Source organism: Paracoccus stylophorae (assembly GCF_028553765.1).
GTDB lineage: Bacteria > Pseudomonadota > Alphaproteobacteria > Rhodobacterales > Rhodobacteraceae > Paracoccus > Paracoccus stylophorae.
This window is the reverse complement of record NZ_CP067134.1, coordinates 2,394,295-2,419,255: the sequence shown is the minus strand read 5'-3', so window position 1 is coordinate 2,419,255 and position 24,961 is coordinate 2,394,295. Positions and strand designations below refer to the sequence as shown.

The window sequence follows — 24,961 nt, the reverse complement described above, 5'->3', positions numbered from 1 at the left end:
TCATGGCCCGCAAACCAATCACCGATATGTCCGCGTGGCCGTTGCTGAGCCTCGAAGGCAACCTGATCGCGCCAGCGATGATCGCCAAGATCGATCAGCGCCAAGCACCCGAGCAATCCCCCGAGGAATACGGGGTTCGCAAAGGTCTGCAGATCCGCGAGGAAATCGCCACCGCCTTCCGCGTAGGCCAATCGCATTTCGATGCCTTTGCGAAGATCGAGCACCCCTCGGCCGCCGCTACCTCACGCTTCATCGCCGACTTCTTCAAGGAAACCTTCGGGTACACCGACCTCGCGGTAGCGGCGGCACCGATCGCCTTGATCGCGTCCGACCGTGTGCCTGTCGTCGTCGTCCCGCCGTCCGAGCTGCTTGATCGCCGCAGCCCGACGCTCTCGACGGACAGGTCGCGCTCTCCGGCATTCGCCCTTCAAGATCATCTGAATGATCGGGACGAGGCCCTCTGGGGCATCGTGACCAACGGGATGCTATTGCGCCTCATGCGGGACAATGCCTCGCTGACCCGTCCGGCCTATATCGAGGCCGATCTGGCGCAGATGTTCACCAACGAGGACATCGCGTCCTTCGCGGTGCTTTGGCTCCTGATCCACCGTACCCGCTTCGGCGCGGCAGACACCCCCGCCACCGATTGCCCCCTTGAACGCTGGCGCGATGCTGGCTCCAAGGAAGGCGAAGCCGCGCGTGATCGCTTGGCCGGTCAGGTCCAGCTTGCGCTCAAACTGCTCGGCTCTGGCTTCCTCGAGGCCAACCCCGACCTCGCCGCGAAACTCCAGTCCGGTGAAGTGAACCTGACCGAATGGTTCAACGAGCTCCTGCGTCTCGTCTACCGCCTGATCTTCCTCATGGTGGCCGAGGACCGGAACCTTCTTCACCCCGAAAAGGCCAAACCCGAGGCCCGCGCCCTCTACGCACAGGGTTATTCGGTCCAGTCGCTGCGCAAGCAATGCTACCGCGCCACCACCTGGGACAAGCACCACGACCGCTACGAAGGCATGAAGATCGTCTTCCGCGCCCTCACGCAGGGCCAGCCCGCCCTTGCGCTGCCCGCCCTCGGCGGCCTCTTTGCCGAGGACCGGCTGCCCCACCTCGAAACCGCCCGCCTGCGCAACCGCGCCTTCATGGAGGCGCTCTACCGCCTCTCCTGGCTCGCCGACAAGACCGGCATGGTCCCGGTCAACTGGCGCGCGATGGAGACCGAGGAACTGGGCTCGGTCTACGAGTCCCTCCTCGAACTCCAGCCGCAGCTGGGCGACGACGGCAAGACGCTGGTCTTCGCCTCCGAGGCGGCCGAGCAAAAGGGCAACCAGCGCAAGACCACCGGCTCCTACTACACTCCCGACAGCCTCGTTCAGGCGCTGCTCGACACCGCCCTCGACCCCGTGCTCGACAAGACCGAGGCCGAGGCGGACGATCCTGACAGGGCGCTGCTGAAGCTCTCGGTCATCGACCCCGCCTGCGGCTCGGGGCACTTCCTGCTGGCCGCCGCCCGCCGCATCGCCACGCGGCTCGCGCGCATCCGGGCCGAGGGCACGCCCTCGCTCGCCGATTTCCGCCACGCCCTGCGCGATGTCGCGCGCTGCTGCATCCACGGGGTGGACCGCAACCCGATGGCGGTGGAACTGACCAAGGTCGCGCTCTGGATCGAGACGGTGGACCCGGGCCTTCCCCTCGGTTTCTTCGACGCGCAGATCCGCTGCGGCGATGCGCTGCTGGGGGTGTTCGACCTGCAGGTGCTGCAGGACGGTATCCCCGACGCCGCCTACAAGCCGCTGACCGGCGACGACAAGGAAACTGCGAAATACTATCTCAAGGCCAATCGCGATGCGACGGCTGGTCAAGGCGGGTTCGACTTCGGCGCCGGTCGGGCGTCGATGCCGGCGATGAAGCCGCTGGCGCTGGATTTCTCGGGCTTCCGCGACCTGCCCGAGGATACGGTGGAACAGATCGAGGCCAAGGCCGCGCGGTTCAAGGAACTGCGAAAGGGGCAGGCCTTTGTGCGGGCGACGGCGGCGGCGAACCTCTATGTCGCGGCCTTCCTGCTGCCCAAGGTGGGCGGTGCACCGGCGGGGGCCACGGCCCGGACCGTGCCGACGACCGAGGAGCTGTGGCTGGCCCTCAATCAGGGCAAGATCCGGAATGCGATGATGGACGCGCCCAAGGCCGCGCGCCGCGCCCGCGCCTTTCATTGGCCGCTGGAGTTCCCCGATGTGATGCAGCGCGGCGGGTTCGACGTGGTGCTGGGCAACCCGCCGTGGGAGGTGATGCAGCTTGGAGAAGAAGAATACTTTGCTGTGATCAAGCCGGAAATTTCGGTCTTAACAGGAGCAAACCGAAAGCGCGCCATCGCGGCACTTGAGGTTGAAGATCCAGCTGCCTTCGCAGATTTTTTGCGCGAAAAGCGGTTGTATGAGGCCGCCAATGACTTCGCACGGGAGTCTGGACGCTTTGATTTGACGGCACGTGGCAAGGTCAACACGTACGGCTTGTTCGCAGAGCTCTTCTCTAACCTAGCTCGTCAGCGGGCAGGTGTGATTGTTCCTACTGGGATCGCGACGGACTTTTCAAAGCGCCTGTTTTTTGAGAACTTAGTTCAGACTGATCGGTTGGTATCAGCCCTGATGTTCGACAACGCTTGGAAGATTTTCGCGGCAATTCATTCGGACACGCCGTTTGCTCTTCTCACGATGGGGAAAACTAATGAACCTGCCGAGTTTGCATCATATCTCCTTTGCAAAGATCACCTTGCAGACAACCGACGAAGGTATCTTCTTTCGCGCAGTCAAATACTCGCGATTAACCCCAATACCCGAACCGCACCGCTTTTTCGTGCCGCAGCAGACGCTGAACTGACCGCAAAAATTTATGCAAACGCCCCCGTCTTGATTGACGAAGGAAAAGGCGTGGACAGCAACCCATGGAGTGTTGAATTTCGACAGGGGTTGTTCAACATGACCTCTGATAGCCATTTGTTCCGCACTGCTGCACAATTGTTAGATGATGGGTTCGCCCGCGAAAATTCAGATTGGGTTAAAGGTAGCACTCGCTTCGTGCCATTGTACGAGGCCAAAATGATTCACCAATACGATCATCGCTGGGCATCTGCCGGTGACGACGAGGACGGCGGAGACGAGGGCGCCAAGCACGAGCCAACTTGGGAACCGGTCGCAAGATACTGGGTCCCTAACGATGAAGTTTCATCAAGCCTAAGTCAGACGGGCTGGGCAGCTGCATGGTTCTTGGGGCATCGCGGCCTCACTAACGCAACGAATGAGCGGACCTTCATTACATCGCTTTTTCCGCGCGCCGGTGTCGGAAATAGCTTGCCGGTCTGGGTTATGCCTCGCACAATTTCACCCGCTTTGGTCGCGGGGCTCTACGCAAATACTGCGTCACTCGTCGTTGATTTCGCAGCTAGGCAAAAAGTCGGCGGAACGAACCTGAACTTCTTTTTGGTCTACCAGTTCCCAGTTCTGCCTCCCACCTTCTACACCGAACCCCGCCTCGCCTTCATCACCCCAAAGGTGCTGGAACTCACCTACACTTCGCACAGCCTCGCCCCCTTTGCCCGCGATCTGGGCCATGACGGCCCGCCCTTCGCCTGGGACGAGGACCGCCGCGCCCACCTGCGCGCCGATCTCGACGCCTTCTACGCCCGCGCCTACGGCCTGAGCCGCGACGAGCTGCGCTACATCCTCGACCCCGCCGACGTGAAGGGCCCCGACTACCCCTCCGAAACCTTCCGCGTCCTAAAGGAAAAGGAAATCCGCCAACACGGCGAATACCGCACCCGCCGCCTCGTCCTCGAAGCCTGGGACCGGATGGAAGCGAACGGCGAATTCACGGCGATGGGGATGTGAGCGATGGCGGTCATCGACCCCGTCGTCAATGGTCGCGTGGCCGACTTCATCCGCGGCGCGGTCCAGTCGATCTTCGACTCGCGGTTCGACTGGACGCCGGACGCCGAGTCCATCCTCGTGCTGATGCGCGAGGGTGGCATGACGCCCGAGCAGGAACGACGGTTCCGCCCCTATTTCGATCTGTTCGTCGAACAGGCCCGGCAGGGCGAAGTTAGCGGTTTCAGCCCGCGGGTCGACGATGAAACCTTCGTCGATTACCCGCCGAAGTTCGACCTCGACGCACTACTGACACCGCCATCGTCGCCCGACGCTCAAAAGGACCTGTTCGACGGAACTGGTCCAAGAACCGAGTCCGAGCGCGCCCTGATCGACCAGCTGATCGCGGCGACAAAGCTCTATGACAGCAGCGAGGCGATCCAGGAGCTGTTCGCCTTCACGGTCCGGCTTCGCGAATTCGCACCGTTCAACGCGATGCTGCTGCACATTCAGAAACCGGGCCTGACGCATGCCGCGACAGCGCATGACTGGTGGCACCGGTTCGGCCGCGTGCCGAAGAAGGGCGCACGACCGCTTTTGGTGTTGCGCATGAAGGGGCCGGTCGACTTCGTGTTCGACGTGCAGGATACCGAGGGCAAGGACTTGCCGGTCGATGCGTTCTCCTTCCCGACCTTCGGCAATTTAAGCGACAACCGCTTCGCCGAGTTCATGCGGGCCGTCGGCAAGGAGAAGATCGACCTCGTCCAGCTCGACGCAGGAGACGGCCAGGCGGGTTGGATCCGGCTGCTCGCCCGCGCGAAGAACGACAAGGGCAAGAACGTCTACCAGCTGGCCTACAACCGGAATCACGCCGCACCGACGCGCTTCGTGACTGTCGCCCACGAACTGGCGCACCTGTACCTCGGCCACCTCGGAGCCGATAACGGACGCCGTGTTCCGGATCGGCGTGACACGCCCCACGCGCTGATGGAAGTGGAGGCCGAGATGGCGGCCTACCTGGTGGCGATGCGCAACGGACTCACGCCGAGGAGCGAAAGCTACCTGTCGAACTACAAGGGCGCCTTCGAGGACCTGAACCTGTACGCGGTGACGAGGACCGCGAATGCCGTAGAAACGGCGATGGGCATCTCCGCCCAGAAGCTCTGGAACGAGAAGGCGTGAGGGAATGATCGAGACGCCCCAATCCTTCGTGACCCGCCAGGAATGCGAGAAGGTCACGTACCAGAACGGCTTCCGGCGCCCCCATGGCGAATTCGATGGCTGGCAGCGGTACAGTTCGACGACCGCGCAGGGGTCGATCTGGCTCGCTTGGGACACTTCCGGTCCGTGGCTCCTCGCTTTGGATCACGCCGGGGTCATTGCTGAGATCGGGATTGAGCCGTCAGATGCCGCAGGACCAGGCCTCGCACGGTTCCGGTTTGCCTCGCTGGCACAGCTTTATGGCGTGATGCCAAGAGTTTACGAGCTTGCCGCAAGCCTTCCCGACGCACCACTTCAGGAGTTTCTTCACCGCACAAAGAACTTGCCGAAGACGACAGAGGCGGAACGCCTTGTGGTCCAGCGTGTCGGCCAGAACATTTTTCGTGAGCGTCTGATCAAATACTGGCGGGGGCGATGCCCTCTGACCGGGATTGTCGACAAGCCGCTTCTCCGTGCCTCTCACATCAAGCCATGGCGCGACTGTGAAAACGACGCAGAGCGTCTGGATGTCCATAACGGCCTGCTTCTGTCGGCTCTTTGGGATGCCGTTTTCGATGGCGGTCTGGTTACCTTCGGCGATGACGGCATCCCTGTCTTTTCGGAGAACCTCAGCGAGCAGGCGCGTGCGCGGCTTTATTTTGATCGGCCAGTCGCTTTGACGGACAAGCATCGAGTCTTCTTGGAGTGGCACCGGACGAAGGTATTCGACGTCAAAGCGCCTGACGCCCCGCCTGCTGATTGAGACGCGATAGGTCGAAAGCTGGTCAGCTGGTCAATAGTCCGTCTCGACATAGACCCCCGAGCAATCATAGGCGACCGCCGCCGCCGTCGCGCCGTTGTTCATGAAATTCCGGGGGCTCAGGAGTTGCGTCGCGGCGGGGATGTCGCTGTCGAGCGCGGCCTCGACCAAAGCTCCGCTGACCTCCTCGACCACCCGGACGCCTATCTCGCCGCTGTTCGGGGCGGCGAGAAGCGTGAGGGTCAGGACGTTGGTCGTGCTCGCGACCGGGAAACTCGCCCCGAGATCGGTGAGCGTGGGCGCGCCGGAAGCATCGTTCTGCACGAGTTGCCAGTTCGTGTGGGTGCTGCGCTGGAACCCGATGCCGATGCAGTTGACGACGGCCGACAGGGTCAGGGTCGTGGCCAGCGCTGTCGTCGAGCCATAGAGGCCGAAGAACCCCATGCCGGTCGCCTGCAGCGTCACCAGCGAAAGGCGGTTCACATAGGTGAAGCCGCCCAGCCCATCCGCATTACCGCGCCAGCAGACCCAGCCGGCCGAGCGTTCGTCGGCCGCCGCATCGGCGGTGGCGGCGCTGGTCACGCGCCAGCGGCGCATCGAGGTCGAGAGGTTGGTGGTGGCGAGCGTCGGCGTGGAGACGGTGCCGACAGCGGTGCGCGGCATGCCGTTGGTGTTGACGGTCGTGCCAGAGGATGGCGCCCAGGTCGCGATGCGGTTGACCCCGAAATGCGGCTGCAGCGGGAAGAACCGCCCCGAGGGACGCTGGACGTCGAGCCATCCGGCCCCGGCGCGGTCTCGCGCATAGACGGCGAGCTTGCCGCTCGGCGGCGGCGCGGGCACGGCGCTCACCGCCGGGAGCACAATGGGTTCGGGCATCTCGACCCGGCCGCTGCTGCGGTCGATCCGGAGCGCCTCGTAGAAGTGAACCGCTCCGGGTTTGCCGGAGGCTGATTGATCTTAGTTAGGCGGCCATGGGTTCAGTTTCCAGAGCCGCGTAGAAGTTGGCTTCGGCTTCTGCGGGTGGGACGTTCCCGATGGGCTCGAGGAGGCGTCGGTTGTTGAACCAGTCGACCCATTCGAGGGTTGCATATTCGACGGCCTCGAAGCTGCGCCATGGGCCGCGACGATGGATGACCTCGGCCTTGAAGAGCCCGTTGATCGTCTCAGCCAAGGCGTTGTCATAACTGTCGCCAACGCTGCCGACCGAGGGTTCGATGCCTGCTTCGGCCAGCCGTTCGGTGTATTTGATGGACAGGTATTGCGATCCACGGTCCGAATGGTGGACCAGACCCATGCCCTTGGTGGGCCGGCGTTCGTGGACGGCCTGTTCGAGGGCATCCAGAACGAACCCGGCATGAGGAGAGGTGCTGACGCGCCAGCCGACAATCCTGCGGGCGTAGGCGTCGATAACGAAAGCCACATAGGCGAACCCTTTCCAGGTTGCGACATAGGTGAAATCCGACACCCACAGCATGTTCGGTGCGGGCACGCGGAACTGGCGGTTCACGCGGTCCAGTGGGCAAGGCAGCTTCTTGTCAGGGATCGTCGTCCGGTGTGGCTTGCCCCGGATAACACCTTGAATACCCATGACCCTCATCAGCCTGGCCACCGTGCAACGGGCCACGTCGAAGTCTTCCCGGCGCAATTGCCGCCAGATCTTGCGAGCGCCGTAGACCTGCCAGTTCTCTTCGAAGACCCGACGGATCTCAGGACGCAGAACCTCGTCCCGGCGCGCCCGATCCGACAACCGCGCCGGGTCGGTCCGCCTGGCCAGATGATCGTAATAGGTGGACGGGGCGATCGGCAGCACTGAGCAGATCGGCTCGACCCCGTGCGCATTCCGATGCGCATCGATGAAATCCACCATCACTTCGACCGGCGGTCGAGCTCCGCCATCGCAAAATACGCGCTGGCCTTGCGAAGGATCTCGTTCGCCTGGCGCAGTTCGCGGTTCTCGCGTTCCAAAGCCTTCATCCGTTCGGCCATCTCGCTGGAAACGCCCGCTCGCTTGCCGCTGTCGACCTCGGCCTTCTTGACCCACTCGTTCAGGGTGTGCCCAGAACAGCCGATCTTCGCTGAAATCGACATGATCGCCTGCCAACGCGAGCCATGCTGACCCTCGTTATCGAGGACCAGCCGGACCGCCCGCTCGCGCACTTCAGGGGAAAACTTGTTCGTCGTCTTGCTCATGATGCTCCATCCTACTCAGGAGTTGGAGCCTCCGGCAAACCCGGAGCGGTTCAAGGCAACTGGATCGCCGCATCCGAGAAGACTGGCGGGCGCCCGGGGCGGCCCCCATGCGGAGCGTGCCAAGCCATCTCCTTGTCCAGCCAGATCAGCAGAGACCCGCGCTTCTTCAGCGCAGCGTTGTAGGCGGACCAGTTCGTCGTGCGGTAGCGGGCGGGCTTGGGCTTGCTCATGACGCCCGTCTAACCGCTTGGATTCGTGATGTGAATCCTTCACGGTGAGAGTTCTGCAACAACGCCCCCCCGATCTACAAGACCAGGAACTGGCCCGCCTATAACCAAGCGCTCAAGCGCCGCGGCTCTCTGACGATCTGGTTCGACCCCGCCATGACGTGGAAGGCCGCGCCGACTGGCAAGCGCGGGCGACAAGCGGACTACAGCGACGCAGCCATCCAGACCTGCCTCACGATGAAAGTGCTGTTCGGGATGGCGCTCAGGCAGACGACGGGCTTCGTCGAGAGCCTGCTGCGGTTGATCGGCCTGGACTGGGCGGTGCCCGACTTCAGCACGCTGTCGCGGCGCCAGAAGACCCTGAAGGTCAACATCCCCTACCGCGGATCGGCCGGTCCGCTGCACCTGCTGGTCGACAGCACCGGGATCAAGGTCGAGGGTGAAGGCGAGTGGAACGCCCGCAAACATGGCGGCACGAAGCGCAGGGTCTGGCGCAAGATCCACATCGGGATCGACGAGAAATCACTGGAAATCCGGGCGGCCGAGTTCACCACCAGCGACGTCGGTGACGCGCCCATGCTGCCCGAACTTCTGGACCAGATACCACCCGACCAGGAGATCGCCAGCGTCACGGCAGATGGTGCTTTCGACACCCGCAAGTGCCACGACGCCATCGCCGCGCGCGGTGCCGCGGCGATCATCCCGCCTCGCAAGAACGCCAAGCCCTGGAAGCCCGACACAGCCGGGGCTGTCGCCCGCAACGAGATCCTGCGCACATCGAAGCGCGTCGGGCGGACAATCTGGCGACGATGGAGCGGCTATCACCGCCGAAGCCGCGCAGAAACCAAGATGCACTGCGTCAAGCTGCTGGGTCAGCGCCTATCCGCACGCGAGTTCGACCGTCAGGTCGCGGAGTTCCAGGTGCGCGTCGCCGTGCTCAACGGCTTCACCGCGCTCGGCACGCCCATCACAGAGGTCGCAGGATAAATCTGTCCGGGGAAAGGGGAAGTCCGATCAGCAGCCGATTTGTGCAACAGAGCCGTTGAAAGGTCTCCACTCGCCGTCACGCGACGGCATTCCCCAACCCTCGTGCCGGAGCCTATAGCACTGCGCTACGCACTCCGCCCCGTTCGTTCAAACGGGCTGAAGCCGGCATGAACTGAAAAGCGCTCCCGGCCACCTTCGGTATCATGGGAAGGCTGCGGGTGGGGCGGTGTCGAGGCAGGCCGTTAGCCGGAAGATACCCCGTGGCATGGGGTCACGTTCGGCTCCCGGATCGTCGGTCAATGCCGGCAAGTGATACCAAAGCGCCGTGTTCAACTCCGGCATCAGCAGCCAAGGTGGGGCCGGCTGCCCCTGTTGCGGCTGCGCCAAGGTAAAGCCCAGTTCCGCATCCAACGCATAGAAGCGCAGCAGTGACGGCAGTTCATCCATCGGCGCATCCGGCCAGCGGGAACGAAAGGCCTCGATGGTGTTTGCCGGACCGGTTGCACGCGCTTCGGACGCGTAGGGATCGCCGACCGGATTTAGCGTTATGTTTCCCTGTGACGCGGCGACCTCGAATACAAACCAATAGTCGCGCTGAGGCGTGGTGAGCCGCAGATAGAGGTCCGAGGAAAACCCGGCCCGCGTCCGTGCCGGGACGAGCGTGATGGCATACTCGTCGCCCTCGGTCGCCAATGTATAGACAGCGCGTTCTGCTGGACAGCCCGCCAATGCGATCTCAGATTGGGCCGCCGCTGCCGCGGGGAAAATCAACGCAACCAACAGAGTGGCGAGATATCGTTTCACAATGCCTCCTATTCGCCGGTCCGGTTCAGCCAGACCACACGCCGCGCGACGACATACTGGCCCTGGGCGGCACCCTCGATCTCAAGGATGGCGTAGATCGTGTCCATATCGACGGGCAGCATGCGCAGCGTCATGTCCATGACCGCCCCCGCCATGGCCACATGGCTCTGACCGATGAGACGGGGCAGATCCTCCTGATCGCAGTCTCCGGCCCACGCCAGCACGGCTTCGTCCGGCGTCAGTGCCGGCTCGGGGATCTCGGGATGGTTGGCCTCGATCACCCAACGGCCTTCGTCGGCAAGGGTGATAGCCATCGGCTCGGTCATCTCCGCATGGTCGAGCAGCAGATCCTCGCCCAATACCCAGATCGACATGGTCTCTGTTTCGGGGGAAGGCTCCATAGGGATGACCATCCTGCCGGCATGGACGTAGCCGGACAGGTGGTCAACGCGCCAGTCACCCACGAAGTGTTCCCGCAGCCCCTGCCACGTTGCCGGCGAGGACGTTCCGCAAAGGCCCGAAATGTCGCTCGCGCGCTGCGCCAGCGCGGGAACGGCGGCGCAGGACAAAATGGCTGTCAAAACGATGACCGGTCTCATTGGATTTGTCCTCCCTGCCGCAGAACGCTAGTGCCCGGTAGCAGTGATCCGGCCTCCATCCACATCCAGAACCAGCATTTGTCGTTCGCCGGCAGTTCGGCCTGACATCGGGTAGGCCATCAGACCTGCCTCGATCACGCCGGTGAAGTGAAGTGAACCGTCATTGTCGTGGTCGATGTCGAGCATTGCCTGGCCCCCGGCCTCGCTTGACAGTCCAAGAGCGGGATTTCCGTCTTCGTCCTCGAGCCGCAGTTCGAGAAGACTTGTGGTCCCATCGGCCACCATCACCATCAACCGAACGGAACCGATGCCCGATGGCACCTCCTGCGGTTCGGCAAGAATCCGCAGAGAGCCAATGCCTTCGCTCTCGAAATGGTATTCTGACCGCTCGGCGTCGATCCGCCATGAAACAGGCGTCTCTTCCAGAAACCCAGTCATATCCCCACCCGGCTGATCGGCCAACACAGGCGCGGACAGGCAGATCGCAATTAGGGAAAGCGCCGCGGTCCTCACTGCAACTCACCCAATACGGCTTCAAACGTCAGGCTAACGCTGAGAGTATCGTCGGGATCAGGATTTCGAAGGGCAATCCGGTCCACACTGGTTAGAACACCTTCCACCTGGCCCGCGATGGCCAGCACACCGCCTTGGTGCGAGGCGCTCGTAATTGTCAGGGAGAGTTCATCGTCCAGGCTCTGTTGCACAAATCGCGTGAGGGATTCATCTCGTGAATCCAGCGTGGTAGCTTGACTGCATGAGCAGACCGACACCCCCGATCTACAAGACCAGGAACTGGCCCGCCTATAACCAAGCGCTCAAGCGCCGCGGCTCTCTGACGATCTGGTTCGACCCCGCCATGACGTGGAAGGCCGCGCCGACTGGCAAGCGCGGGCGACAAGCGGACTACAGCGACGCAGCCATCCAGACCTGCCTCACGATGAAAGTGCTGTTCGGGATGGCGCTCAGGCAGACGACGGGCTTCGTCGAGAGCCTGCTGCGGTTGATCGGCCTGGACTGGGCGGTGCCCGACTTCAGCACGCTGTCGCGGCGCCAGAAGACCCTGAAGGTCAACATCCCCTACCGCGGATCGGCCGGTCCGCTGCACCTGCTGGTCGACAGCACCGGGATCAAGGTCGAGGGTGAAGGCGAGTGGAACGCCCGCAAACATGGCGGCACGAAGCGCAGGGTCTGGCGCAAGATCCACATCGGGATCGACGAGAAATCACTGGAAATCCGGGCGGCCGAGTTCACCACCAGCGACGTCGGTGACGCGCCCATGCTGCCCGAACTTCTGGACCAGATACCACCCGACCAGGAGATCGCCAGCGTCACGGCAGATGGTGCTTTCGACACCCGCAAGTGCCACGACGCCATCGCCGCGCGCGGTGCCGCGGCGATCATCCCGCCTCGCAAGAACGCCAAGCCCTGGAAGCCCGACACAGCCGGGGCTGTCGCCCGCAACGAGATCCTGCGCACATCGAAGCGCGTCGGGCGGACAATCTGGCGACGATGGAGCGGCTATCACCGCCGAAGCCGCGCAGAAACCAAGATGCACTGCGTCAAGCTGCTGGGTCAGCGCCTATCCGCACGCGAGTTCGACCGTCAGGTCGCGGAGTTCCAGGTGCGCGTCGCCGTGCTCAACGGCTTCACCGCGCTCGGCACGCCCATCACAGAGGTCGCAGGATAAATCTGTCCGGGGAAAGGGGAAGTCCGATCAGCAGCCGATTTGTGCAACAGAGCCCATCGTCCAGGTCCGCACGGTAAATGCGATACGGATCGGTATCGAGAATTGGGATATCGATTTCTGCGGAAAAGAAGTCACCATCGAGATCGCCAATCCACTCTGCGCCGAGGGACAAGCTGCCCAGGCCGCGCTCTCTCAGTGCCGGTGCTTGAAAATAGATCGAAAAACTTGAAGACGTGAAGTCGGACTGCTCTGTCCAGACCGACAGTTCTATCTCTTCGCCTGCGATCGTCCCTGACGCCGCTCCCCCCGGTTCTGCAGCGATGACGGGTACGACAAGGGCGAGAAAGCCAAATGCAGCGATGGCTGATCTGAGCATGGTCGTGAGTGCTCCCGATTCTTTGAAATTGTCGTAGTTCATTCGCCGAGCGTGATCATCGCGCGTCCGAGAACGCTCTGGCTTTGAAGGTCGAGAAACCGCACTTCGTATTGTCCCGGCTCGTCCGGGAGCTTGATTACCGTTTCGGTTTCGTCGCCCACGTGATGGACTATAATCCAGGTAAAGTCGGGCGCATCAGCTCGTGCCAGCGCCACGCGCCGGTCGGCATCGCCAGCTTCGATTGTCCACGAAACTGTAACGATATCGCCCGGCCTTGCTGTACCAGGAACCATAAGCCCGGCACCCTCGTCTATCGGCGCATCCGCCGCCAGCACCTCGAGCGGTCGCCGGGCCATGACCCGATCGCCGCGGTCCAAATGGTAGCGGATTTCATAGGCACCAGGCTCCGCGGGTGCAGTGAACGTGGCCTGATCTTCGTCCTGAATACGGCGATAGCCACTTTGCTCGCCGTCCGGTGTGCCGCCGGGAACGATGGCTATGTAGTCGCGCGGATGTATGGCACCGGTCCAGGATAGCGTGATCTCGGCGCCGGCCCGCGCCCTGTCCGGTCCGTCAAGCGAAACATTACCATCCATCACCTCGACCGGGGTGCGGGCGAGCACGCGATCCCCCGCGTCCAATTGCAGGCGCACCTCATAGAGGCCAGGCTCGGCAGGCGCGCGAAGCTCGCCTTCGCTCCGATCTTGCATGCGATCGTAGTCGGCATAGGTGCCGTCCGCCGAGCCGGCGGGAACGATCGTGACGTAGTCGCGCGGGTGCAGGCCCTCACCCTGCCAGGTGACCGGGAACGCCGAACCGACAACGACCTGGGCCGACGCGGAAACCGTGACCTCTGCATCGACCACCTCGACCGGGGTGCGGGCGAGCACGCGGTCCCCCGCGTCCAATTGCAGGCGCACCTCGTAGAGGCCGGGCTCGGCAGGCGCGCGAAGCTCGCCCTCGCTCCGACCTTGCATGCGATCGTAATCGGCATAGGTGCCGTCCGCCGAGCCGGCGGGAACGATCGTCACGTAGTCGCGCGGGTGCAGGCCCTCACCCTGCCAGGTGACCGGGAAAGCCGACCCGACAACGACCTGAGCCGGCGCGGAGACAGCAACCTCGGCATCGACCACCTCGACCGGGGTGCGGGCGAGCACGCGGTCCCCCACGTCCAATTGCAGGCGCACTTCGTAGAGGCCAGGCTCGGCAGGCGCCCGCAGCTCGCCCTCGCTCCGACCTTGCATGCGATCGTAGTCGGCATAGGTGCCGTCCGCCGAACCGGCGGGAACGATTGTCACGTAGTCGCGCGGGTGCAGGCCCTCGCCCTGCCAGGTGACCGGGAATGCCGACCCGACAACGACCTGGGCGGGTGCGGAGACCGTGACGTCGGCATCAACCACCTCGACCGGGGTGCGGGCGAGCACGCGGTCCCCCGCGTCCAATTGCAGACGCACTTCGTAGAGACCGGGCTCGGCAGGTGCACGAAGCTCGCCTTCGGTACGGTTCTCCAGCCGGTCATAGTCCGCATAGGCTCCGTCTTCGGCGTCGGCGGGGACAATTGTCACATAATCACGCGGAGCCAGACCCTCACCTTCCCAGCTCACCGTAAACGCGGAGCCAACCAAGGTTTGTGCAGGGCCGAAGACCTGGGCGGTGGGCTGTTGCGACGTGATGGGCGGGAAAATGGCGTGGACATTGCGCGCGCTGTCCAACGCCAAACTGGCCTCGGTCTGCGAGAAGTCGTCCTGCGCCGTCGAATGGACCGTCACGATATAGTCGCCGAACGGCAGATCCGTGATGAAGGGGTTCGCGGTGCCGGTCTGCACCATGTTGAACGAAGTATCCGATATCTCCCAGATCACCTCGCCGGACAGAAGCGGAAGCTCCAGTGGCGCTGCTGGCCGCTCCCAGATGGTCTCGTCGCCGATCTCCTCGCCTCCGAGATTTGCGGTGAAGGTGAAACTCCCTGAGGCCGGCGCGGCAGTGACCTCGCGCAAGGCTTGGTTGAGTTCCTGGGCATTGTCGGCAGTCAGGAAGCGGCCGCCGGTTTCCTCGGCGATGCATTGCATCTGCAACAGGGCGTCGGCTTCGCCCCGCACATCGAAGCCAATGACATGGGCGGTAAAATCTACGCCCGCTTCTTCCAATGCGCGGGCGGCGGCGCAGGGATCAGGATTGCAGGTCTCGATCCCATCGGAAACCAGGATCACCGTCGCCGCCTGTTCGGTGTGGCGCAACGCCTGAGCCGCGGTGACGACGGCATCGGTCATCGGGGTCATGCCCCGCGGGTTCAACCCTTCAACGATGCCGGCGATCTCTGCCGCAGTGCCGGGCGCGGGTTCGACCAAGGTTTCGATATCCGCGCATTGCCCGCGCTCGCGATGGCCATAGGTGACGAAACCGAGATTCTGATCGGCGGGGAAATCCGACACAATGTCCCCGACGACATCGCGCGCGATGGTGATTTTGTTTATCCCATCGATCTGCCCCCACATCGACCCCGAGGCGTCCAAAACAAGGATCGTGCTGGGGCGCTCCTGGGCAAGCGCCGCCGGCGCAAGGGCGGATGTCAGGGCGATAAGCCCGGCGGTCACAAGAGATCTCATGCGGCTTCTCCATCGCGCGCTGTCCCGAAGCGGGCACCGGCGCGCTCTTTCAGCTTGCGGAAATGTGAGGACATCTGCTCCAGCCGCGCATCCCACTCAGGGTCCGGCTCCTGGCCATCGGTGATCCTGAAATAGACCTGCATCAGGCAGGTGACGGCGAAGGGCTCGAGAAAGGCAGCCTTGACGCTCCAGGCGAACAGCAACGCGAAAACGAAGCCGCCCGCCGACCAGGCGCCGGGCATGACGTAGACCAGTGCCGCTGCCGGGGCGAGCATCACGAGGAAGATCAGGAAGGCGAGACCATAGGTGAAGAGCGTCAGCCAGGCGGCGTTCCGGAGCATCGCCTTCCAGTTCTGGCCATATAGCACCAGCGCCTCGCGTGCGGATCCCCAGGGATCGGTCGAGCGGGTGCGGATGGCATGGGCGAGGATCACCTCATCGATGAAGCCCACCGCCACGCGCAGGAAGGCCTGCACAATGCCCATCAACTGCCGGACATAGGGGATCGGCAGGATGGACAATACACCGCGCACAAGGCCGATGACGGCGCGAATGACTCCCTTGACCAGTTGGTCCAGCGCGAAGAGCAGTGAGGCCTGGCCGAAGCGCCCCTTCACCACGGCCGTTGCATGGGCGATCTGGCCGCGTCCTTCCGGCAGGGGCTTGCCGTCAATCAGTTCGACAAGAACCGCGACATGGCCTGCCTTGACGATGTAGAGAATGTATTCCCGAAGCCAGTACATTACAGCGCCGGTCAGGCCAAAGCCGGCAATGCCGCCCCAAGCCATCGCGGTCGCGCGGAACTCGTCATCCCCGAAGGCGCCAACGCCCCAGCCGACCCCGATACCGGCGCCGGTGGCCAGAATATAGGCCAGTGTGATTCCGAAATAGACGGCGGCACGCAGGAGCACGAAAGGCAATGTTCGGCCCAACAGTCCGAGAGCTTGTCCGATATTGAAATCCCACATGGCTCCGGTTCCTTTTGGGGCAATCAGCTTGAAGGTTGAGATGCGGGGGCAGTCTGTTCGCCCCCGAAATGGCGTCGCAGCCAGGCATTGATGTCATTGGCGACCTGCCCAGGTCCATCGCCCGATACGCCCCAACGTGACAACGGAACCCGTGTTGCCGGGCGGGTGTTGCGAAAAACCAGAACCACCTTCGAGGTGCTGCGGTCCTCTCGCGAGGTATGGCTGCGGTCAAGTTCGGCACTGTCGAGCGCCTCGAGCGGATAGTCCCGCTGACGCGTGCCGAGGCGCGATGTCCGGATGATGCTGACCAGCCCCGACCCTGCGTCCAACCTGAGCCGTGTGCGCTCGGACAGGGCGATATATCCCGCGAGAAAGGCCCCGTTCAGCCCGACCAGCAGCACCAGCGCGGTCAGGATTTCTCCCCCGATCAGATTGGCCAGCCCGATCAGGGTGATCGGCAGGACAGGCAGCATGACGAACCACAGGATAAAGCGCGGTATCGCCAGTTCCAGTTCCAGTCGTTCGGGCGTATTCGTCTCAATACTCATGACGGGTTTCCCTTTCCCTGGCGGGAAAGCCAGCCATTGACGACGCCCGTCAGATGCGCCACCTCTTCGGGATCCGGGCGGAACATGGGCACTATGATCTCGCGCCGCTCTGGTCCCGATCCGCAAATCAGCACCAGCCGGGTCTCATCGTTTCCTGCCGCCGTGCCATAGTGCGCGATGCTTTCCAGCTTGTGCAGGTCCGAGAGTGCGAATGTCTCTTCACGCCGCCCGCGCAATGTGGTCACACGCAGCCGGACAAGACCGGCATGCCTGTCCAGGCTCAGTTGAGTCAGCTGCACCAACTCGTGCATGTAGAGCCAACCGATCAGGCCCACCACGGCAAGCACGATGATCCCCGTTCCGGTCGCACCATCCTCGATGGCTGTCAGGCCCGCCGCGATCGCCACCAATATCACCGCCGCAGCAATCACCGCCCGCCGGACCGGACGATTCTCGATCTCCAGCACGCTGTCGGAGATTTGCGTCACGCGCAGCGGATCAGCCAGAAACTCGGCCAGTGTCATGGGCCTGCACCCAACGACGTGTCGATCCGCCCCTCGACGTCGCGACAGTCGTCCGGGGCATCCCGGCGGCATAGGGTTGCCGCAAAGCTGGCCTGGATGCGGCCTTCATCCTCAAGATCCAGCAGGTCGATCGACATCTGCGGCGGCTCTTCCTCGCTTTCCCAGACCGCGCCCGCCATCGCCCCGCGATCGGGCCGCATGTCGATGGTCAGACCGGCGGGCGGCGTATCTCCGGAAGGCTTGCCGTGAAAGATCAGGCCGATAGAAATGCTGCCGTCACCAAGTGCATGCAGTTCGATCATGGTCAGCGGGCCGATATCGGTGATCTGCACCATCGCCGAGCCATCATCCTGACGCATCACCTGCCAGTTCAGTTCTTCACCGTCCAAGTTTGCCCCGATCTCGCCGATGGCGTCCAATGCACCAGCGGGGGTTGCGATTCCGAGGGCCAGGACAAGCGGGACAAGCACCTTCATTGGCATTCCTATCGGCTGATCAGCTGTTCGCGGACGCCCCGCGCCGAATTGCGTTTTGTTCCCATCGCCTCATTGGCCGAGAAGAAACTGATGATCCCGTCCGAGCGCCGCGCACCGGTGCCGAATTGCCATTCGAATTGCGGCGCCGAGGCAATCTGGCAATCCTGAACCAACGCCCATTCCCAAGGCTCCGCGCCGGGCTCGGAACCCGTTGAAGTCAACATATAAAACTGCGGGTCCATTGCCTCGCCACGCACAAAGTCAAAGCGCAGCGGCTTGTTGCCACCTCGAACCGGCACCAGTTCGGTCTGAATGCCGTCCGAACCCAGATACAATCGGTTGCGGTTCCGATCATAAATGATCTCGAAGGTGCTCTCCTGAACGCCTATTGCCACACTCGTTCCGATGGCGGCTTCGGTCCACGTTCCCGCGATCAGCGGACCAATCTGTCGCAGGTCAAAATTACCGGCGCGATGGACGTCCGCGTGGCAGACCGGGTTGGACGGTTCACCGGCCAGTGCTGAGGTTGCCGTAGCGATCAGCAGCAGGGCCGCAGTTCGGGCAAAGGCGGGTCCAGCCATCTCAGTCAAGCTCTTCAAGCCGGGTGTCGAAGCTGAAGGTGACGGGCCGGGTTTCGGATGAGGGGCCGCCACTGACTTGCCCGGTGAGCGTGCCCTTCAAGGCGACAATCCCGTCGCCCGGCGTGAATTCCTCCAGGGTCAGTGTCAGGCTGTCCTGATCGCCGGTCCAATTCCGTCCCATGTCGCGCGCAAAGGTGATCGTCAGCGCCATTTCGCCGGGCGCGGGCAATTCGCCATTGATCGTCAGTTCCAGATTGACCGGCCCCTGATCGCCCTCCATCTGTGAGGCAAGCAAGGAGGCATCGGCATAGTTGCCGATGATCGTCGCGCCGGACAATTCGGGGGCAACAGTCAGCTCCAGCGGCTGATCGCCAAAACTGCCGGTAACCAGCCCTCCAGGCTCGTCGGCCAGCGCCGGCAGCGCCAGAAGACAGGCCAGAACAGGTATGCCCGCTCTTCGCATGGTCGAGAAGATGGTCAAGCGTAGATCCTCCTGCTGTTTGATTCCGAGTTTAGTTCTGCTCAAGACTGGCCGCCCCGTTCGTTTGAACGGGGAACATGTAGTCTCCTGTGATAGAGTTCAGTCCGGAACCTGGTTTTCATTTTGGGTTGTGGTGATGAGCTTGCGGTATCACATCGTTCAGACCGCGTTGATGACGGCACTTGTGTTCATGGCCGTACCAGCGGCTGCCGAGGACGTCCTGCTGACCCTGACCGGCGCGGTCACGGACGGCAGAGTGGAGATGACGCGCGCGGATTTCGATACGATGGACTGGCATGAGTTTTCGACATCGACCAGCGTCACAGATGGCAGGCCGGAGTTCCGCGGTGTGCTGATGCGAGACGTCCTCGCCCATGCCGGAGCCGAGGGAAGTAGTGTGCGCGCGACAGCGTTGAACGACTATGTCGTCGATATACCTGTCGAGGATTTTCACCGGTTTGATGTTCTAGCCGCGCTTTACATGGATGACGTGCCTCTGACCCCGCGTGACAAGGGTCCAGTCTGGATCGTCTATCCGCGCGACAATCACGGCGTTCTGGCCGATATACGGTATGACATGCGATGGGTCTGGCAGCTTGTCGCGCTGCATGTGCAATGACCGGCACAGGCGGGCGGGCCCGCTATCTGTGGCTTGGTGGGCTGGTGGCGATCTGCCTGGGCCTGTTGGCGCTGGCTGCGTGGCAGCTTGTGGTGCTGGAACGCCAGATGCGCATTGCCGCAACCGAGAACATGATCTGGGTCTTTGGCCAGACGCAGATCGAGGCCTTGAACCTTGCGCTGGCGCTCTCGGATGAGGCAGCGCCACAACAGATCCAGACCCGTTTTGATATATTGGTTTCGCGGCTGACGCTGTTGGAAGATGGGCCGCAACGTCGCTTTCTCGAGAATGCGGGAGTGTCCGAAACACTTGCACGCTGGCGCAGTGGGCTTCTGGCGCTTGACCCCGCGCAAGGTGCCGATCCGGCCGCGCTGCGGGCACATGTCACGGCGCTGGTCGCTGCACTAAGGACCAAGGCGAGTCTGGTGATGTCCCATGAATGGCAGAGTCAGGCCACGCGCCTGGACAGCCTGAGGCACCTGCATTTGCTTGCGCTGATGTCAGTGCTGGGGGCTGCTGTAGCGGGATTGGGGCTGGTGGCAATCCTGATCGATCGTGAGAGGCGGCTGATGAGCGGACAGCTGGACCACCTGCGGGCTGAGAAGCTCGCCAGCGATCTGGAACGCGAACGCGAAACCTCCGAGAACCACCGCCGGTTCGCCGACCTGATTGCCCATCAGTTCCGCACGCCGCTAGCCGTAATCGACAGCGCGATGCACCGCCTGACGCGGCGCAGCGGCGGCCCGGTTCCACCAGAACTGATCTCGGAAAAGGCGGCGGTGTCCCGTGAGGCGGTCGCGCGGCTCGTGAAGTTGACAGATACCGCATTGATGATGTCCCGGCTGGAACGCGATGCGGTTCTTCCTAGCCTGCGCGCCCATGACCTAAACGATCTTGTATCTTCAGTCATTGATGACCTGATGGCGACGGCGTGGGACCGCGACCCGGCCCGTATTCGGCAGTCGGTGCAAACAGAACCAACTGTCGCGCTGTGCGATCCGATGCTGACCGCCGAAATCCTGTCCAACCTCCTGCGCAATGCGCTCTTGTATTCTCCGCCCGATTGCCGCGTCGATGTGAGTGTTTTTCAGTCGCGGGACTGCATCGTCTGTCGGATCGAGGACAGAGGGAGGGGTATGTCGCCCGAAGAGATTGAGTGTGCTTTTGACAGGTTCTACCGAGGCAGCGGGCACGAGACTTTGCCCGGCTCCGGATTGGGGCTGACGCTTGCGCGCGATCTGGCGCGAATACAGGGAGGAGACGTGACCTTGACGCAGCGTGACGGGGGAGGCCTGACAGCCGCGCTTTACCTGCCGAAGGATGACGTCGCATGACCGCGCCACTGATCCTGTGTGTCGAGGATGAACCATCCCTGCGCGACGACATCGCCTTCGAACTGCACGAGGCCGGTTACATCGTGAGCGCCGCCGGAGATGCGCGCGAGGCGCTGGCCTGTCTGGAAAGGCAGCGCCCCGATCTGATCCTCTGTGACATCCTGATGCCCGGCATGGACGGCAAGAGGTTCATGTCCCATTTGCGCCGGACGAGACCCGATCTTGATGACGTGCCCTTTGTCTTTCTGACTGCCCTGTCCTCGCGCCAGCAGGTAATCGATGGGCGCATGGCGGGGGCCGACGATTATGTGACCAAGCCCATTGATTACGACCTGCTTCGTGCCACCGTTGAAGCGCGCCTGAACCGGATGCAAAGGTTGCGCGCAATGCCGGGAGATCGATCTGGCCTGGCCGCCCTCGACCGCCTGGCTCTTGGCGTGGTGCTGCTCGATGCCAATGGCGGCGTGGTCCATGCCAATCCTCTGGCCCAAAGCTTGTCGGGCGCGGCCGGAATCTCGCTGAGTGGGCGTTTTGCCGCCAGCGGCGAAAATGGCCGGAAGCTGTCCGCGTTGATCGCAGGGTTGGCCCCGGGTAAAGGGATGGCGCCGACGGGGTTGCGCTTGGACGATGGGTGCCAGCTCATGATTATCGGGATGTCGCTGCCAGCGCACTCGCACCATGATGAGGCGGTCGCCATGCTGATACTGAGCGGCACAGACAGCAAACCTCCTATGGACACTGCGACGCTTGGCCAGTTGTTCGGCCTGACGCCGATGGAAGCCCAGGTCGCGTGTTTGTTGGCAGAAGGGCTGCGCCGCAGCCAGATTGCAGACCGGTTGGCGATCTCGGGCACGACCGTCGCATTCCATCTGCGAAACATCTTCTCCAAGACCGGCGTGCAAAGGCAGGCGGAACTGGTGGCGTTGATTCTGTCAGTACCACTGGCGCAGCCGGTGACCTGAGTGAAGCGGCGCATTGAATATCTGACACAGCGATCAAGACCGTTCCGCAACGAACACGAAGGACTTGTAGTCAGTATGTTCTCATATGTTCTCGTCGCTTCATTCGAACGCTTCAAACCCGACGATGGCTACAATGATAGCCGGTGAGTTGCCGGAAGCTGCGCCGGAGACACCGGTGGATGTCTGGATGTGGACCTTCTTTAAGTCCATCCGCACGGTCCGTGATATATCCTTCGATGCTGCTGCCAAATTGATGCGTGTGGATTGCCGGGAACGGACCTTGCAATCGCAAAGAGTGGAATTGTTCCTCGAGGATCGTCAGGTGGCCGGCGAAACGGGCGCCGAGCCGATAGAAACGCCGGAGGCCGGCACGTTCCATTATTTTGTAATGATGGATATTTGCGTCCCTTCGCAGCGTGTTGCCCTGGATGCACCGTTTCCAGACCATCGCACCGCTCGCGCTGCTTTGAATAGCCAGTGATCCAATACCACGCCTGCCGCTGTTCCCTGGGACGGGCTCTGTTGCACAAATCGCGTGAGGGATTCATCTCGTGAATCCAGCGTGGTAGCTTGACTGCATGAGCAGACCGACACCCCCGATCTACAAGACCAGGAACTGGCCCGCCTATAACCAAGCGCTCAAGCGCCGCGGCTCTCTGACGATCTGGTTCGACCCCGCCATGACGTGGAAGGCCGCGCCGACTGGCAAGCGCGGGCGACAAGCGGACTACAGCGACGCAGCCATCCAGACCTGCCTCACGATGAAAGTGCTGTTCGGGATGGCGCTCAGGCAGACGACGGGCTTCGTCGAGAGCCTGCTGCGGTTGATCGGCCTGGACTGGGCGGTGCCCGACTTCAGCACGCTGTCGCGGCGCCAGAAGACCCTGAAGGTCAACATCCCCTACCGCGGATCGGCCGGTCCGCTGCACCTGCTGGTCGACAGCACCGGGATCAAGGTCGAGGGTGAAGGCGAGTGGAACGCCCGCAAACATGGCGGCACGAAGCGCAGGGTCTGGCGCAAGATCCACATCGGGATCGACGAGAAATCACTGGAAATCCGGGCGGCCGAGTTCACCACCAGCGACGTCGGTGACGCGCCCATGCTGCCCGAACTTCTGGACCAGATACCACCCGACCAGGAGATCGCCAGCGTCACGGCAGATGGTGCTTTCGACACCCGCAAGTGCCACGACGCCATCGCCGCGCGCGGTGCCGCGGCGATCATCCCGCCTCGCAAGAACGCCAAGCCCTGGAAGCCCGACACAGCCGGGGCTGTCGCCCGCAACGAGATCCTGCGCACATCGAAGCGCGTCGGGCGGACAATCTGGCGACGATGGAGCGGCTATCACCGCCGAAGCCGCGCAGAAACCAAGATGCACTGCGTCAAGCTGCTGGGTCAGCGCCTATCCGCACGCGAGTTCGACCGTCAGGTCGCGGAGTTCCAGGTGCGCGTCGCCGTGCTCAACGGCTTCACCGCGCTCGGCACGCCCATCACAGAGGTCGCAGGATAAATCTGTCCGGGGAAAGGGGAAGTCCGATCAGCAGCCGATTTGTGCAACAGAGCCCGGACGAAGCACTCGCCGGCGACGAACATCTCCCGCGCGACCATGGCCTGCAACCCGTAGAAGTCGGTCAGCCCGTCCGCATCGGCCTCGTCGGTCCAGGCCAGCCAGAGCCGCTGCACACGGTCGCGAAGATCGGCGTCGCCGATCAGCGACGAGGGCTTGATGCCGTCGCCGACGAGGTTCGCGGCGAAGGCCTCGCAGGCATTGGCGGCATAACCGTTGGTCACCACCAGCTCGCGGGAACGCGCCAGCAGCCGCGGCCCGCCCGAGGCGACCAGCGTATTGATGTTTTCCAGAGGCGGGTTCCAGCCCCGGAGGCGGCGTTTCGCCATGGCGCCCTCGAGCCGGGCGCGCACTGCGGCCGGGCCGCCGGTCGAGCGGCGGCGGAAGCGGTCGAAAAGGCCCATGGGTTCAGAGCCCCTTGCTGGTCGTCATCCGCACCTGCCGCACGATCCGCCGCCCCTCGGCCGCGGCGATCTCGCGATCCAGCGCCTCGATGGCCCGATCGATCTCGGCCAGGCTGCGATAGTCCACCGACTTGCCGTCGTAGCTGACCCGCGCCACGCCCGAGGAGCGCTGCGCGGTCAGCGCGTCGCGGCGGGCGCGGATCTCTGCGGCCGTTGGCATCAACCATTCCTGTCGGACAAGGCGCCAGTGGCGCGGGTTCACTGGCTGGGATATGTCCCGCCAATAATGCAAGCATGGAGAGCCAAGGCGTGACCCCGGAACAGATATTCACTGCCCTCGCCGTCCCGGAGGGGTTTCCGCGCGAGGCGATGATCGAGGCAGGCAGACACCGGGAAGAGATGATCCCGGTATTCCTCGACCTGATCCACCGTCTGCGGCGTGCCGGACCGGACACCGTGGCCGAGGATGATCTGGCGGTCTTTCTCCTCGCCTTCTTCCTGCTCGGCGAATGGCGTGACGTTCGCGCCTATCGACCCCTCGCGGCGCTCCTGCGGCACGACAGCGCGTTCCTCGACGCCCTCCTCGGCGATGCCATCACGGAAAGCACGGCCCGCGTCGTCGCGGGCGTGTTCGACGGCGACCTCATGCCGATCCTCGAAGTGCTCGAGGACGCGAGTGCCGACGTCTTCGTGCGCTGCCAGATGATCGACGCGCTCGTGATGATCGCGCGCGGCCAACCGAACAAGGCCGCCGAAATCCACGCCTATCTGGAAGCCTTCTTCGGCAGCGGTGTCGAAAAGCCCGGCGAGCTCTGGGAATCCTGGGCCTTCGCGGTGGCGGACCTCGGCCTCACGCATCTGGAGCCACTGGTCGTCCAAGCCTACGAAAGGAAATGGATCTCCCCTGAGCTTTCAAGGGTCGAGGACTTCCGGAACGCGCTCAAAGAGGCGACCGAGGCGGGCGCATCCGGCTGGTTCCACCACAGCCGCAACACCCGGCCCATCGAGAGCGCCATCGATGAATTGTCCGGCTGGTACTGCTTCTCCGACGCATATCGGCGCGACAGTACGGCCTCTGGCCTGCACGATGACGAATGGACGTCGGACGTCCCCGGCGAGACCTTCCACCGCGAAGCGCCGAAGGTTGGCCGGAATGATCTCTGTCCCTGCGGCAGCGGCAGGAAGTTCAAGAAGTGCTGTCTCAACTGA

General features: G+C 63.0%; 26 protein-coding genes, 1 pseudogene and 1 other annotated feature. Of the genes and pseudogenes, 11 read left to right on the top strand and 16 right to left on the bottom strand.

Translation table 11 applies throughout. The features are described from left to right. Positions 1-2: 2 nt before the first annotated feature. Genes JHW45_RS11940 through JHW45_RS11930 form a run of 3 tightly spaced genes read left to right on the top strand, consistent with a single transcriptional unit; the run spans position 3 to position 5,814 of the window. Positions 3-3,875: an Eco57I restriction-modification methylase domain-containing protein gene (locus tag JHW45_RS11940; RefSeq protein WP_272857860.1), complete on the top strand. Its 3,873-nt coding sequence runs from the start codon at positions 3-5 to the stop codon at positions 3,873-3,875. Positions 3,876-3,878: 3 nt separating this feature from the next. Continuing rightward, a complete protein-coding gene (locus tag JHW45_RS11935; RefSeq protein WP_272857859.1) occupies positions 3,879-5,033 on the top strand; it encodes an ImmA/IrrE family metallo-endopeptidase in 1,155 nt (384 codons plus the stop codon). A gap of 4 nt (positions 5,034-5,037) precedes the next feature. Continuing rightward, positions 5,038-5,814: an HNH endonuclease gene (locus tag JHW45_RS11930; protein WP_272857858.1), complete on the top strand. Its 777-nt coding sequence runs from the start codon at positions 5,038-5,040 to the stop codon at positions 5,812-5,814. Positions 5,815-5,844: 30 nt separating this feature from the next. On the opposite strand, the gene JHW45_RS11925 is transcribed toward JHW45_RS11930, so the two are convergent. From JHW45_RS11925 to JHW45_RS11915, 3 genes and pseudogenes are all read right to left on the bottom strand, one after another. Next, positions 5,845-6,474 carry a hypothetical protein gene (locus tag JHW45_RS11925; RefSeq protein WP_272860606.1) on the bottom strand — a complete coding sequence of 210 codons (630 nt, stop codon included), beginning with the start codon at positions 6,472-6,474 and terminating at the stop codon, positions 5,845-5,847. Between the two features lie 298 nt (positions 6,475-6,772). Further along, a protein-coding gene (locus JHW45_RS11920) for an IS3 family transposase (protein WP_272857835.1) occupies positions 6,773-8,001 on the bottom strand; the annotation gives its coding sequence in 2 pieces (ribosomal slippage) (positions 6,773-7,713 and positions 7,713-8,001; 1,230 coding nt in all). Next, positions 7,604-7,720, bottom strand: a sequence feature (AL1L pseudoknot). Its footprint overlaps the gene before it by 117 nt. A 59-nt stretch (positions 8,002-8,060) precedes the next feature. Then, positions 8,061-8,231, bottom strand: a pseudogene (locus tag JHW45_RS11915) (transposase); the annotation flags it as partial. A gap of 72 nt (positions 8,232-8,303) precedes the next feature. On the opposite strand from JHW45_RS11915, the gene JHW45_RS11910 reads away from it, so the two are divergent. Continuing rightward, positions 8,304-9,215 carry an IS5 family transposase gene (locus JHW45_RS11910; protein ID WP_272860605.1) on the top strand — a complete coding sequence of 304 codons (912 nt, stop codon included), beginning with the start codon at positions 8,304-8,306 and terminating at the stop codon, positions 9,213-9,215. A gap of 201 nt (positions 9,216-9,416) precedes the next feature. Here JHW45_RS11910 and JHW45_RS11905 read toward each other — a convergent pair whose 3' ends face one another. The 3 genes from JHW45_RS11905 to JHW45_RS11895 are packed head-to-tail and all read right to left on the bottom strand — an operon-like array spanning position 9,417 to position 11,056. Continuing rightward, positions 9,417-10,019 carry a hypothetical protein gene (locus JHW45_RS11905; RefSeq protein WP_272857857.1) on the bottom strand — a complete coding sequence of 201 codons (603 nt, stop codon included), beginning with the start codon at positions 10,017-10,019 and terminating at the stop codon, positions 9,417-9,419. Between the two features lie 8 nt (positions 10,020-10,027). Beyond that, positions 10,028-10,618 carry a hypothetical protein gene (locus JHW45_RS11900; protein WP_272857856.1) on the bottom strand — a complete coding sequence of 197 codons (591 nt, stop codon included), beginning with the start codon at positions 10,616-10,618 and terminating at the stop codon, positions 10,028-10,030. A 27-nt stretch (positions 10,619-10,645) separates the two neighbouring features. Next, the gene (locus JHW45_RS11895) at positions 10,646-11,056 is read right to left on the bottom strand and encodes a hypothetical protein (protein ID WP_128493044.1); all 411 of its coding nucleotides are present in this window, start codon (positions 11,054-11,056) and stop codon (positions 10,646-10,648) included. Between the two features lie 316 nt (positions 11,057-11,372). Here JHW45_RS11895 and JHW45_RS11890 point away from each other — a divergent pair, with 316 nt between their 5' ends. Further along, complete coding sequence (locus tag JHW45_RS11890; protein WP_119136892.1) at positions 11,373-12,305, top strand: IS5 family transposase; 933 nt, start codon at positions 11,373-11,375, stop codon at positions 12,303-12,305. Here JHW45_RS11890 and JHW45_RS11885 read toward each other — a convergent pair. From JHW45_RS11885 to JHW45_RS11850, 8 genes are read right to left on the bottom strand one after another with little or no spacing between them, the layout of a single operon-like run. Next, positions 12,286-12,723, bottom strand: a complete 438-nt coding sequence (locus JHW45_RS11885; RefSeq protein WP_272857855.1) for a hypothetical protein — start codon at positions 12,721-12,723, stop codon at positions 12,286-12,288. The two genes, JHW45_RS11890 and JHW45_RS11885, sit on opposite strands and share 20 nt — an antisense overlap. Next, on the bottom strand, positions 12,720-15,287 hold the full coding sequence (locus tag JHW45_RS11880; RefSeq protein WP_272857854.1) for a vWA domain-containing protein: 2,568 nt from the start codon (positions 15,285-15,287) through the stop codon (positions 12,720-12,722). Before JHW45_RS11880 ends, JHW45_RS11885 begins: the two co-directional genes overlap by 4 nt. Further along, positions 15,284-16,255 carry a hypothetical protein gene (locus tag JHW45_RS11875; RefSeq protein ID WP_072463935.1) on the bottom strand — a complete coding sequence of 324 codons (972 nt, stop codon included), beginning with the start codon at positions 16,253-16,255 and terminating at the stop codon, positions 15,284-15,286. Before JHW45_RS11875 ends, JHW45_RS11880 begins: the two co-directional genes overlap by 4 nt. Positions 16,256-16,278: 23 nt before the next feature. After that, complete coding sequence (locus JHW45_RS11870; RefSeq protein WP_011749579.1) at positions 16,279-16,803, bottom strand: TMEM70/TMEM186/TMEM223 family protein; 525 nt, start codon at positions 16,801-16,803, stop codon at positions 16,279-16,281. Beyond that, positions 16,800-17,327 carry a hypothetical protein gene (locus JHW45_RS11865; RefSeq protein WP_272857853.1) on the bottom strand — a complete coding sequence of 176 codons (528 nt, stop codon included), beginning with the start codon at positions 17,325-17,327 and terminating at the stop codon, positions 16,800-16,802. The genes JHW45_RS11870 and JHW45_RS11865 overlap by 4 nt, the downstream gene beginning before the upstream one ends. After that, complete coding sequence (locus JHW45_RS11860) at positions 17,324-17,803, bottom strand: hypothetical protein (protein WP_011749577.1); 480 nt, start codon at positions 17,801-17,803, stop codon at positions 17,324-17,326. The genes JHW45_RS11865 and JHW45_RS11860 overlap by 4 nt, the downstream gene beginning before the upstream one ends. 8 nt (positions 17,804-17,811) lie before the next feature. Next, the gene (locus JHW45_RS11855; RefSeq protein ID WP_011749576.1) at positions 17,812-18,384 is read right to left on the bottom strand and encodes a hypothetical protein; all 573 of its coding nucleotides are present in this window, start codon (positions 18,382-18,384) and stop codon (positions 17,812-17,814) included. Between the two features lies 1 nt (position 18,385). Beyond that, positions 18,386-18,865, bottom strand: coding sequence for a hypothetical protein (locus tag JHW45_RS11850; protein WP_011749575.1), 480 nt, complete (start codon positions 18,863-18,865; stop codon positions 18,386-18,388). Positions 18,866-19,001: 136 nt separating this feature from the next. Here JHW45_RS11850 and JHW45_RS11845 point away from each other — a divergent pair, with 136 nt between their 5' ends. The 5 genes from JHW45_RS11845 (at position 19,002) to JHW45_RS11825 (ending at position 23,291) form a co-directional block, all read left to right on the top strand. Beyond that, positions 19,002-19,484, top strand: coding sequence for a putative pterin-binding protein (locus JHW45_RS11845; RefSeq protein WP_083539298.1), 483 nt, complete (start codon positions 19,002-19,004; stop codon positions 19,482-19,484). Next, entirely contained in the window at positions 19,481-20,818 is a 1,338-nt protein-coding gene (locus JHW45_RS11840; protein ID WP_188128711.1) for a sensor histidine kinase, read from the top strand. The genes JHW45_RS11845 and JHW45_RS11840 overlap by 4 nt, the downstream gene beginning before the upstream one ends. Beyond that, positions 20,815-21,780 (top strand): response regulator, encoded by a 966-nt coding sequence (locus tag JHW45_RS11835; RefSeq protein WP_072463932.1) that lies wholly within the window; start codon positions 20,815-20,817, stop codon positions 21,778-21,780. Before JHW45_RS11840 ends, JHW45_RS11835 begins: the two co-directional genes overlap by 4 nt. A gap of 133 nt (positions 21,781-21,913) precedes the next feature. Further along, the gene (locus JHW45_RS11830; protein WP_272857852.1) at positions 21,914-22,261 is read left to right on the top strand and encodes a hypothetical protein; all 348 of its coding nucleotides are present in this window, start codon (positions 21,914-21,916) and stop codon (positions 22,259-22,261) included. 97 nt (positions 22,262-22,358) lie between these two features. Then, positions 22,359-23,291, top strand: a complete 933-nt coding sequence (locus JHW45_RS11825; RefSeq protein ID WP_119136892.1) for an IS5 family transposase — start codon at positions 22,359-22,361, stop codon at positions 23,289-23,291. Here the strand turns inward: JHW45_RS11825 and JHW45_RS11820 are convergent. Next, positions 23,207-23,752 carry a phage portal protein gene (locus JHW45_RS11820; RefSeq protein WP_272857851.1) on the bottom strand — a complete coding sequence of 182 codons (546 nt, stop codon included), beginning with the start codon at positions 23,750-23,752 and terminating at the stop codon, positions 23,207-23,209. The two genes, JHW45_RS11825 and JHW45_RS11820, sit on opposite strands and share 85 nt — an antisense overlap. Before the next feature lie 4 nt (positions 23,753-23,756). Continuing rightward, complete coding sequence (locus JHW45_RS11815) at positions 23,757-23,972, bottom strand: phage head-tail joining protein (protein ID WP_272857850.1); 216 nt, start codon at positions 23,970-23,972, stop codon at positions 23,757-23,759. 89 nt (positions 23,973-24,061) lie between these two features. Here JHW45_RS11815 and JHW45_RS11810 point away from each other — a divergent pair, with 89 nt between their 5' ends. Further along, positions 24,062-24,961 carry a DUF1186 domain-containing protein gene (locus tag JHW45_RS11810; protein ID WP_272857849.1) on the top strand — a complete coding sequence of 300 codons (900 nt, stop codon included), beginning with the start codon at positions 24,062-24,064 and terminating at the stop codon, positions 24,959-24,961.

Bases quoted from the DNA above. Each gene is read 5' to 3' on its own strand.
- JHW45_RS11940 (WP_272857860.1), top strand. From the start codon at position 3: ATGGCCCGCAAACCAATCACCGATATGTCCGCGTGGCCGTTGCTGAGC.
- JHW45_RS11935 (WP_272857859.1), top strand. From the start codon at position 3,879: ATGGCGGTCATCGACCCCGTCGTCAATGGTCGCGTGGCCGACTTCATC.
- JHW45_RS11930 (WP_272857858.1), top strand. From the start codon at position 5,038: ATGATCGAGACGCCCCAATCCTTCGTGACCCGCCAGGAATGCGAGAAG.
- JHW45_RS11925 (WP_272860606.1), bottom strand. From the start codon at position 6,474: ATGCCGCGCACCGCTGTCGGCACCGTCTCCACGCCGACGCTCGCCACC.
- JHW45_RS11900 (WP_272857856.1), bottom strand. From the start codon at position 10,618: ATGAGACCGGTCATCGTTTTGACAGCCATTTTGTCCTGCGCCGCCGTT.
- JHW45_RS11895 (WP_128493044.1), bottom strand. From the start codon at position 11,056: ATGACTGGGTTTCTGGAAGAGACGCCTGTTTCATGGCGGATCGACGCC.
- JHW45_RS11890 (WP_119136892.1), top strand. From the start codon at position 11,373: ATGAGCAGACCGACACCCCCGATCTACAAGACCAGGAACTGGCCCGCC.
- JHW45_RS11885 (WP_272857855.1), bottom strand. From the start codon at position 12,723: ATGAACTACGACAATTTCAAAGAATCGGGAGCACTCACGACCATGCTC.
- JHW45_RS11880 (WP_272857854.1), bottom strand. From the start codon at position 15,287: ATGAGATCTCTTGTGACCGCCGGGCTTATCGCCCTGACATCCGCCCTT.
- JHW45_RS11875 (WP_072463935.1), bottom strand. From the start codon at position 16,255: ATGTGGGATTTCAATATCGGACAAGCTCTCGGACTGTTGGGCCGAACA.
- JHW45_RS11870 (WP_011749579.1), bottom strand. From the start codon at position 16,803: ATGAGTATTGAGACGAATACGCCCGAACGACTGGAACTGGAACTGGCG.
- JHW45_RS11865 (WP_272857853.1), bottom strand. From the start codon at position 17,327: ATGACACTGGCCGAGTTTCTGGCTGATCCGCTGCGCGTGACGCAAATC.
- JHW45_RS11860 (WP_011749577.1), bottom strand. From the start codon at position 17,803: ATGAAGGTGCTTGTCCCGCTTGTCCTGGCCCTCGGAATCGCAACCCCC.
- JHW45_RS11855 (WP_011749576.1), bottom strand. From the start codon at position 18,384: ATGGCTGGACCCGCCTTTGCCCGAACTGCGGCCCTGCTGCTGATCGCT.
- JHW45_RS11845 (WP_083539298.1), top strand. From the start codon at position 19,002: ATGAGCTTGCGGTATCACATCGTTCAGACCGCGTTGATGACGGCACTT.
- JHW45_RS11840 (WP_188128711.1), top strand. From the start codon at position 19,481: ATGACCGGCACAGGCGGGCGGGCCCGCTATCTGTGGCTTGGTGGGCTG.
- JHW45_RS11835 (WP_072463932.1), top strand. From the start codon at position 20,815: ATGACCGCGCCACTGATCCTGTGTGTCGAGGATGAACCATCCCTGCGC.
- JHW45_RS11830 (WP_272857852.1), top strand. From the start codon at position 21,914: ATGATAGCCGGTGAGTTGCCGGAAGCTGCGCCGGAGACACCGGTGGAT.
- JHW45_RS11825 (WP_119136892.1), top strand. From the start codon at position 22,359: ATGAGCAGACCGACACCCCCGATCTACAAGACCAGGAACTGGCCCGCC.
- JHW45_RS11820 (WP_272857851.1), bottom strand. From the start codon at position 23,752: ATGGGCCTTTTCGACCGCTTCCGCCGCCGCTCGACCGGCGGCCCGGCC.
- JHW45_RS11815 (WP_272857850.1), bottom strand. From the start codon at position 23,972: ATGCCAACGGCCGCAGAGATCCGCGCCCGCCGCGACGCGCTGACCGCG.